Annotated in this window: 3 protein-coding genes; all 3 read right to left on the bottom strand. The window is 73.5% G+C overall.

Features of this window, described 5'->3' with window-relative positions; translation table 11 throughout:
- A partial coding sequence (locus ACZ418_RS39350; protein WP_468372756.1) for an amino acid adenylation domain-containing protein occupies nucleotides 1-7,692 on the bottom strand: 7,692 nt, incomplete at its 3' end.
- Between the two features lie 15 nt (nucleotides 7,693-7,707).
- Nucleotides 7,708-7,938 (bottom strand): acyl carrier protein, encoded by a 231-nt coding sequence (locus tag ACZ418_RS39345; protein ID WP_468372753.1) that lies wholly within the window; start codon nucleotides 7,936-7,938, stop codon nucleotides 7,708-7,710.
- Nucleotides 7,935-9,860: an HAD-IIIC family phosphatase gene (locus ACZ418_RS39340; RefSeq protein WP_468372750.1), complete on the bottom strand. Its 1,926-nt coding sequence runs from the start codon at nucleotides 9,858-9,860 to the stop codon at nucleotides 7,935-7,937. The genes ACZ418_RS39345 and ACZ418_RS39340 overlap by 4 nt, the downstream gene beginning before the upstream one ends.
- Nucleotides 9,861-9,870 lie beyond the last annotated feature (10 nt).

The following is a 9,870-nucleotide window of genomic DNA, read 5'->3' as shown; positions in this document are numbered from 1 at the left end:
GACCCGGCTCAACGGCACCTCAGGATCGGCCGCCACCTGCTCCAACACCCGCACCAAACGACCCACAAGCCCCCGAGCAGTGACCTCGTCGAACAGGTCGGTGGCGTACAGGACGCCTCCCGCGATGCCGCCCGGACTGCCGTCGTCGGCGCGCTGCTCGGCCAGCGTGACGGACAGGTCGAACCGTGCCGCCTCGGGGCCGTGTTCCTCCGGCCGGACCCGCAGGGCCGCCAGGTCCCACTCCACCGCCGGGGTGTTGTCGAAGGTGAGCATGACCTGGAACAGCGGATGGCGGGCCAGCGACCGCTCGGGGCTCAGGTCGTCGACCAGCCGCTCGAAGGGCAGGTCCTGGTGCGCGTAGGCCGACAGGTCGGTCTCCCGCACGCGCGACACCAGTTCCGCGAAGGACGGGTCGCCGTCCAGCCGTGTCCGCAGCACCAGGGTGTTGACGAAGAACCCGGCCAGGTCATCCAGTGCGGCGTCCCCGCGCCCGGCCACCGCCGTGCCCAGGGGGATGTCCTCACCCGCGCCCATACGGGCCAGCAGCACGGCGAGCGCGGCCTGCACGACCATGAAGGTCGTCGCGCCGAGGCTCCGGGCGACCTCCACCAGGCGCTCGTGCGTGATCGCGTCCACCCGCACGGGCAGCCACCCGCCCCGGTACGAGTTGGACGCCGGGCGTGGCCGGTCCGTCGGCAGCGTCAGCTCCTCCGGCAGCCCGGCCAGCGCCTCCCGCCAGTACGACAGCTGCTCGCCGAGCAGGCTGCCGGCGTCCTCCGGATCGCCCAGGGCCTCGCGCTGCCACAGCGCGTAGTCCGCGTACTGCACCGGCAGAGGCGCCCACTGCGGTGCCCGGCCCTCGCGGCGCGCCGCGTACGCCACGCCCAGGTCGCGTGCCAGCGCACCCATCGACCAGCCGTCGGCCGCGATGTGGTGCACCACCAGCAGCAGGACGTACGCGTCCTCCGTCAAGGCGAAAAGACGTGTCCGCCAGGGGAGTTCGCGCGCCAGGTCAAAGCCGCGGCCGGTCTCGGCGGCCAGCTTCCGCTCCAGGTCCGCCTCGGAGACACCGGTGACGGTCAGACGCGGCCTGCCCGCCTCTCCCTCCAGCACGAGCTGGTGCACGCCGCCTTCCGCGGTCTCCGGGAAGACCGTGCGCAGGGTCTCGTGCCGGTCGGCGACGTCACCCAGGGCCAGCTCCAGTGCCGACACGTCCGGGCGGCCGTACAGGCGCAGCCGCAGCGGCAGGTTGTACGCGGCACGGGCGCCGGACTCCTCCAGCCGGTTCAGGAACCACATGCGCCGCTGTCCGAACGACAACGGCAGCTCGCGGGGCCGGGGCCGGGCGGTCAACGGGAGCCGGGCGACGGCGTCCCTGTCCTCCACCAGGCGCGCCACGCTCGCGACCGTCGGGGCGGCGAAGAGCGCCCGGATGCCGACCTCGGCGTCGAGCACCGCACGGATGCGGGCGATCAGCCGCATCGCCAGAAGGGAGTCGCCGCCCAGGTCGAAGAACGAGTCCTCGCGTCCGACCGTCTCCACACCGAGCACGTCCGCGAACAGCCCGCACAGCACGTCCTCGACCGGGGTGGCGGGACCGCGGCCGCCGGACGTGCCGCCGAAGTGGGGGGCGGGGAGTCCGGCGCGGTCGAGTTTGCCGTTCGCGGTCACCGGCAGCGCGTCCAGGACGACGACCGCGGCGGGGACGAGGTACTCCGGCAGCCGGGCGGCCGCGAACTCCCGCAGGGCGGCGGCGTTCACGTCCGCGTCCACGGCGGGGACGACGTAACCCACGAGGCGCTTGTCGCCAGGGCGGTCCTCACGCACGATCACCGCGGCCTGGCCGACGGTTGCGTGGGAGGCGAGCACCGCCTCGATCTCACCGGGCTCGATCCGCAGACCGCGGATCTTGACCTGCTGGTCGGCGCGGCCCGCGTAGACGACCTCGCCGTCCGCGCTCCACCGCGCCAGGTCTCCCGTCCGGTACATCCGCTCGCCCGCACCCGCGAAGGGCGAGGCCACGAAGCGTTCGGCGGTCAGACCCGGCCGGCCGAGATAGCCGCGCGCCAACTGCACACCCGCGACATAGAGTTCGCCCGTCACGCCCACCGGCACCGGCTGCAGGAACTCGTCCAGCACGTACACCCGGGTGTTGGCCACCGGGCGACCGATCGGAACCACTCCGCTCGCGTCAGCCGCCGGGCACGGCCGGAACGTGACGTCCACTGCCGTCTCCGTCGGGCCGTACAGATTGTGCAGCGGAGCATCCAGCCTGCGGTGGAACTCCGCCACCAGCTCCGGCGCCAGCGCCTCACCACTGCAGATCACCCGCCGTAGACCCGCCAACCGCCCCAGCGCCGGCGTGTTGAGGAACTCGCTCAGCATGGACGGCACGAAGTGCACGGTGGTGATCCGCTCGCGCTCGATGATCCCGGCGAGGTAGGCCGGGTCCCGGTGCCCGCCCGGCCTGGCCATCACCAGGCCCGCGCCGGTGATCAGCGGCCAGAAGAACTCCCACACCGAGACGTCGAAGCCCGCCGGGGTCTTCTGCAACACCCGGTCGTCCGCGCCCAGACCGTACTCCTCCTGCATCCACAACAACCGGTTGACGATCGCCTCGTGCGAGACCACCGCCCCCTTCGGCCTGCCCGTCGAACCCGACGTGTAGATCACATACGCCGCATCACGCACCGACACCGCCACCGACGGCACCACCGGCGACCGCCCGGCCAGCCGGGCCACCACCACCGGATCGTCCACCACCAGCCGCGGAGTCCCCTCACCCTCCGGCAGCACATGTTCCGTCGCCCTCGTGCACACCACCAGGGCCGGACGCGCATCGCCGAGCATGAACGCGATCCGCGCCGCCGGATACTCCGGGTCGACCGGAACGTACGCCGCCCCCGCCTTCTCGATGCCCAGCAGCACCGCCACCAGCTCGGCCGACCGCTCGACCATCACACCGACCAACGCACCCGGACCCACACCCCGCCCGATCAACTCGTGCGCGATCCGGTTCGCCGCGGCATCCAGCTCCGCATACGACCACGTCACATCACCGAAGATCACGGCCGGCGCGTCCGGAGTACGGGCCACCTGAGCCCCGAACAGACCCGACAGCGTCCCGGAGGACAACGGCCGAGCGGTGTCGTTCCAGTCGGTCAGGACGAGGCCGCGTTCGGTCTCCTCCAGTACGTCGATCTCGCCGATGCGTACGCCGGGATCCGCGGCCACCTGCTCCAGCACCCGCACCAGCCGCTCGGCCAGGCGCTCGGCCGTCCCGTGGTCGTACAGGTCGGCGGAGTATTCGAGGACGCCCTCGATGCCTGCCGGGGCGCCGTCGGCGTCCCGGCGTTCGGCCAGGTCGAAGCAGAGGTCGAACTTGGCGGCGCCGGTGCGGAGGTCGCGGCGCCGTGCCGTCAGGCCGGGCAGCTCCCACACCTCCTGGGGGAGGTTCTGCAGCGTCAGCAGCACCTGGAAGAGGGGGTGGCGGGCCAGCGACCGCGACGAGCCGAACTCGTCCACCAGCCGCTCGAAGGGCACGTCCTGGTGGGCGTAGGCCGCCAGGTCCGTGGCGCGTATCCGCTCGACGAGGTCGGTGAAGGACGGGTTGCCGGAGGTGTCGGCGCGCAGCACCAGGGTGTTGACGAAGAATCCGATCAGGTCGTCGAGTGCGGCGTCGTTGCGGCCGGCGACCACGGTGCCGACCGGGATGTCGTGGCCCGCGCCGAGACGGGACAGCAGGGTCACGAGTGCGCCCTGCACCACCATGAACAGGCTGGCGCGGCCGGCGCGGGCGGCCTCGGTGAGCCGGGCGTGGACCTCGGGGGCGATGCGGACCGGTACCGAGCCGCCCCGGAAGGCGGTGGCCGCGGGGCGCGGCCGGTCCATGGGCAGGGGCAGTTCGGCGGGGAGTGCGGCCAGTGACTCGCGCCAGTGGGCGAGCTGAGCGGTGATGAGGCTGTCGTCGTCCTCGGAGCCGAGCATGTCGCGCTGCCAGAGCGCGTAGTCGGCGTACTGCACGGGCAGCGGCCGCCAGTGCGGGGCCTGGCCCTGGAGGCGTGCCGCGTAGGCGGCGGAGAGGTCTCGGGCCAGCAGGCCCATGGACCATCCGTCGGCCGCGATGTGGTGCGCGACGAGCAGCAGCACGTGCTCGTCGGCGGCGAGGCCGAACAGGTGGGCGCGCAGGGGAAGGTCGCGGCTCACGTCGAAGCCGCGGGCCACTTCGGCGGCCAGCAGGTCGGGCAGTGCGGACTCGTCGGCCGGGGAGACGACCAGCGGCGGGTGTGCGGCGGTGCCTTCGAGGAGCCGCTGGTGGGGGGTGCCGTGGACGTCGGGATAGACGGTGCGCAGGCTCTCGTGCCGGTCGGTCACGTCCGTGAGGGCCGCCGCCAGCGCGTCGCGGTCCAGGGCACCGGTCAGGTGCAGGGCGAGCGGCACGTTGTAGGCGGTGTCACCGCCTTCCAGACGGTTGAGGAACCACATGCGTGCCTGGCCGGAGGAGAGCGGTGTGCGGTCAGGGCGGGGTACGGGTGCCAGGGCGGGCCGGGGTCTGCCGTCGTGGCCGGCCTGGACCAGCCTGGCCACGGCCGCGACGGTGGGGGCGGCGAAGAGTTCGCGGATGCTGACCTCCGTGCCGAGCACCGCCCGGATGCGGGCGATCAGCCGCATGGCGAGCAGCGAGTCGCCGCCGAGGTCGAGGAACGACTCCTCGGCGCCGACCCGTTCCAGGCCGAGGATGTCGCCGAACAGCCCGCACAGCACGTCCTCCAGCGGTGTCGCCGGGCCGCGGCCGCCGGGACCGCCGGTGAAGTCGGGGGCGGGCAGGGCCTTGCGGTCGACCTTGCCGTTGCCGGTCAACGGCAGCGCGTCGAGTGCGACGACCGCCGCGGGGACCATGTACTCGGGCAGCGTGGCCGCCAGGAACTCGCGCAGGGCGGCGGTGTCGAAGGCGGTGTCCACGGTGGTGTCGCCGGCGGGGCTGTCGCCGGCGGGCACGACATAGGCCACCAGGCGCTTGTCGCCCGGCCGGTCCTCGTGGACGGCCACGACGGCCCGGCCGACCGACTCGTGGGCGAGGATGGCCTTCTCGATCTCGGCGGGCTCGACCCGGAAGCCGCGGATCTTCACCTGGTCGTCGGCGCGGCCGGCGAAGAGCAGTTCGCCGTCGGGGGTCCACCGGGCGAGGTCGCCGGTGCGGTACATGCGGGCGCCGGGCTCGCCGAACGGGCAGGCCGTGAAGCGTTCGGCGGTCAGGGCGGGGCGGTCGGCGTAGCCGCGGGCCAGACCGGCGCCGGCCACGTACAGCTCGCCCGTGACACCGACCGGCACCGGCTGCAGGAACTCGTCCAGCACGTACACCCGGGTGTTGCCGCGCGGGCGGCCGATCGGCAGCACGGCGGGGGCCTGTTCGCCGGGCGCGACGGCGTGCGTCGTCGCGCACAGCGTCACCTCGGTGGGCCCGTAGAGATGGGTGACGGCGGTCGTGGGGCAGGCCTTCATCACGCGTGTCGCCGCGCCCGGAGCCACGGCGTCCCCGCCGGTGAGCACCTCGGCGACGCCGGCCAGGCAGTGCGGTGCCTCATCGGCCAGTACGCCGAAGAGTCCCGCCGTCACATGGACGGCGGTGAGCCGGTGTTCGGCGACCAGTCGCTCCAGGGCCGGGGCGTCCATGGTGCCGTCCGGCGCCAGGACGATCCGTCCACCGTGGACCAGCGGCACCCACACCTCGTAGCTGGAGGCGTCGAACGCGTGCGGGGCGTGCATGAGGACGCGTTCCCGGGATCCGGGGCCCCAGCATCCGTCGGTGGCCAGCGCGGCGAGCGCGCCGTGGGTGATCTCGACGCCCTTGGGCTCCCCGGTAGAGCCCGAGGTGTACATGACGTAGGCGAGGTCGGCGCCGGTGAGCCCGGCCCCGATGCCCCCCGCCAGGCCCCTCGCAGGGTCCCCGGCAAGGCCCTCCGCGCCGGTGTCGGCCAGCAGGCGGGTGGCCGACAGCTCCGCCGTACCGGCCTCGGGGTCGTCGGCGACGGTCGCCGCCGCCCGCTCCAGCACCCACCGCGTGCGCCGGTCCGGCCAGGCGGGGTCCACGGGGAGGTAGGCCGCCCCGGCCTCCAGGATGCCGAGCAGCACCGCGATCAGCCGCGGCGACCGGCGCATGCGCACCCCGACGGTCTGCCCGCGCCGTACGCCCCGCTCGGCGAGCCCCCGGGCCACCCGGCCGGCCGCGAGGCCCAGTCGCGCGTACGACCAGGCCTCGTCGCCGTCCACCACGGCCGGAGCGTCCGGGGTACGGGCGGTTTGTGCCCGCAGCAGCGCGGTCACGGTGGGCTCGGGTACCGCGCGGCCGGTGTCGTTCCACTCGGTGACGGTCCGGCGGTGCTCGCCCGGCGTCATCGTCCGGATGCGGTCGGCCGGCCGGGGCGGATCGGCGGCCGCGTCCGCGAGGAAGGTCAGGAACGACCGCTGGCGCGCGAGGAGTTCGTCCATGCCGGAGGGCGAGCCGATGCCGGCCTCGAAGTCGATCCGTACGTCGGCGCCCGCGCCGCGCACCGCGATCGACAGGTCGTCGACCGGACGGACGGAGAGGTCGTGCCGGGTGGCGCGGTGTCCGGCGAAGGAGAGGTCGCGGTCGAAGCCGATGATGTTGACGACCGGCCCGAAGTACCTCCGGTCGCCGCGCGGCCAGCCCAGTTCCCGGCGCAGCTCCTCCCCCCGGTACCGCTGGTGTCGCAGGGCGGCGCGCAGCTCGTCCCGCGCCGGGCCGGTCAGTTCGAGCAGACCCGCGCCCGGGGCGACGGGGACGCGGACGGGCAGGACGTTGGCCAGGGTGCCTGGGGTGCGTCCGGCCAGCGGGGTGATCCGGCCGGTGACCGCGACGCCGAGGACGACGTCACGGGTGCCGCCCACCCGCCCGAGCCAGGCCGCGGTGGCCGCCAGGACCGTACTGGGCCAGTCGGCTCCGGCCCGCCGGGAGGCCTCGCGCAGCAGGTCGGCGGCGGACGGGTCGATCCGCATCGAGCTGCGCCGGTGGACGGCGCCGTCGGCGGCCTCGCCGAAGCCGGTGCCGACCGGCTCGGGACGGTCCGCGAAACGGCGCAGCCAGTGCTCGCGGTCCGCCGTGTACGCGGGCGAGGAACGGTAGGCGGTCTCCTCGTCGAGCAGGTCGGTGAGGGAACCGAAGACCGGGGCCGCGGGCTGTCCCCCCTCGGCCAGGGCGGTGTAGACGGCCGCGACGCGCCGGGCGATCAGGGACCAGCCGTAGCCGTCCATGACGACGTGGTTGTAGCGGTGATACCAGAACCAGCGGTCCTCGGCGACCTTCAGCAGGGCGTGCGCGAAGAGCCGTTCGTCCGCGGTGTCCGCCGGCCGGGCCATGTCGGCCCGCATCCAGGCGTGGGCGGCCTCCTCGGGGGCCGCGCCGGCGCTGAGGTCGAGGACGGGGAAGCCCCAGGCGGCCGGTGCGTGGACCTGCCGCGGCCCGTCCGCGTCCGTGACGACGCGGACGCCCAGGACGTCCGTCTCGCCGACGGTACGGCGCACCGCCTCCTCGAAGAGGGACTCCCGTACCGGCCCCTCGATGTCGACGTACTCTCCGGCGTTGTAGGTGGCGCCCGGCGCCGCGATCTGCTGGGCGAGCCAGATGTCGTACTGCGCGGCGGACAGGGGGAATCCACGGTCGGTCTCGGTCATCTCGCGCCTCCCCGCCTACTCGTCGGCCGTGGCCAGGTCATAGATGTGTGCAAGGTTCGGCGCCTCGAGGAGGTCGATCACGCTGACGGCCCGGCCGGTCCGCTTCTCCAGCAGGGTGACCAGCCACAGCAGGTGCATCGAGTCCCAGCCCGGAAGGCCGTTGAGTTCCCGGTCGATGTCATCGACGGTGATCGGCATGCCGAGTTCGTCGCGGACGAGGGCGACGAAGTCCCCAATGGTGTTCACAGTTCCTCGAAACTCTCGACGAGACGAACGTGCGCCGGCGGCTCCGCGATGCCGGTCAGCCCGTGGCGGTAGGTCACCGCGGTGTCGTCCGCGGCCACCTGGACGAAGCCGTGGCGCGGATAGAAGCCCGCGACCCGGTGGTTCCTGGCGCTGGGCCGGTACTGGGCCCGCACCTCCTCGGCGCCGGTGTCCCTGGCCTGCTGGAGCACCTGGGCCAGGCAGGTCTCCTCGATGCCGCGGGAGAAGACCCGGCAGCTCAGCAGGAAGTTGTCGATCGTGAGGGTGGGACCGTCCCGGTGTGCCAGCACCGCGCCGACGAGCCCGTTGTCGCCGAACCGGTCGCGGGCGTGGACGGCCAGCACCAGACCGGCCGGGTCCTTCGCCAGGTCCCGGACGTCCTGCGGCTGGAGCCGCACCGTGGTCAGGTTGAACTGGTTGGTGCGCAGCGTCAGTTGGGACACCCGGGCCACCTCGGCCTCGGTCACCGGCGACAGTCGCACGGTCACGTCGAGGGCGTGCAGATAGTCGGTGATCGAGTCGAAGCCGTCCAGGAAGCTCTTGCGTGCGGCCTCGTCCCGGTACCGGGAGGCCCGAGCCACGTCCTCCCCGGTCAGTTCGAGTACGTCGAACCAGCCGTCGCGCAGCAGGGCGCCGATGTGTGCCGCCGGCTCACGGTCCAGGTCGACGACCGCGACGCCGGGCAGTTCCTGGCGTACGAGCCCGCGTTCGTAGGCGCTGTCGTCGACGAAGACGAAGCTGTCCACGCCCAGCCCCAGGGTGTCCGCGAGGGCGGTGAGATTGTCGTGCTTGGGCTCCCAGTTGGCGATGACGCTGACGAAGTCGTCCTCGCGCAGGGCCATGCGCGGATGGGTGCGCAGGGCCTCGCGGACCGGTTCGGGGTCGTTCTTGCTGACCGCCGCCAGGAGCACGCCCTGCGAGCCGAGCTGCTTGACCACCCGCTGGAAGGCGAGGAAGGCCTCGCCGCGGTAGCCGTCGCCGACCTCGATGCCCTCGACGCCGTCCTCGCCGAGCACCCCGCCCCACAGGGTGTCGTCGAGGTCGAGGACCAGGCACTTCTTGGTCCGCCCGGTCAGCTGCCGGGCCAGGTGGCCGGTCTCCCGGGCGTACTCGGCGAGGAGTTCGGGGGTCAGATGCACCTTGGCATAGGTGCTGAGCCGGGCGTCGGAGGCGGCAACTCCGTCGGCGAGCAGCGGGTCCAGGTCCACCACGACGACGGCCGGATCGTCCGCCGCGAGCCGCAGCAGCCGCGCGTTGGCCTCGCGCCAGACCGCGCCGAGCCGGGCCCGTGACCGGGCGTCGACCAGTTGCGCGGTGTGGCCGCGCAGCAGGGGCATGGTGTTCAGCACCAGGGTGCCGTGGCCGACGGCCCGGAACCGGGCCGCGAGCCCCTCGATGATCTGCAGCCGGTCGGCGGCGGCCCGCTCGACGTCCTCCGGACGCCAGGGGACGGGCAGTTCGTCGTAGACGACCGCGGGGTCCAGCACGCACAGGACGAGGTCCGGGCGGGCCGCGTAGAGGGCGCTCGACGGATCGGTCAGATCGAACACGTAGCCGTCGAAGTCGCCCAGCACGGGCCGCAGCAGCAGACCGTGCCGGGCCAGCTGGCCGGTGAGGGCCGGGACGAGCGCCGACAGCGTGCCGTGGCCGGTGATGCCGACCGTGACGGTGGGCACGGCCGGGTGGTGCCGGGCGATCTCCTCCGGGTCGAGCCGGGCCAGGGCCCGGCCGGCCCGCAGCACCTCCTGGGCGTCCAGCCCGGCCAGCAGTTCACGGACCCGCGGGTACTCCGCGACCAGTCGTCCGTCCCCGGCCAGCTCCAGCAGCGGATCGGCCGAGGGCCGCACGGCCTCGCGGGCCGTGCCGGTGGTGTGGGTCGTCCGGTTCGTGCCGGCCGTGTCCATCGAGTTCCCC

Source organism: Streptomyces sp. NPDC030820, assembly GCF_055572075.1.
Note: the sequence above shows the minus strand (reverse complement) of the source record. Positions and strands in the feature narration are given on the sequence as shown.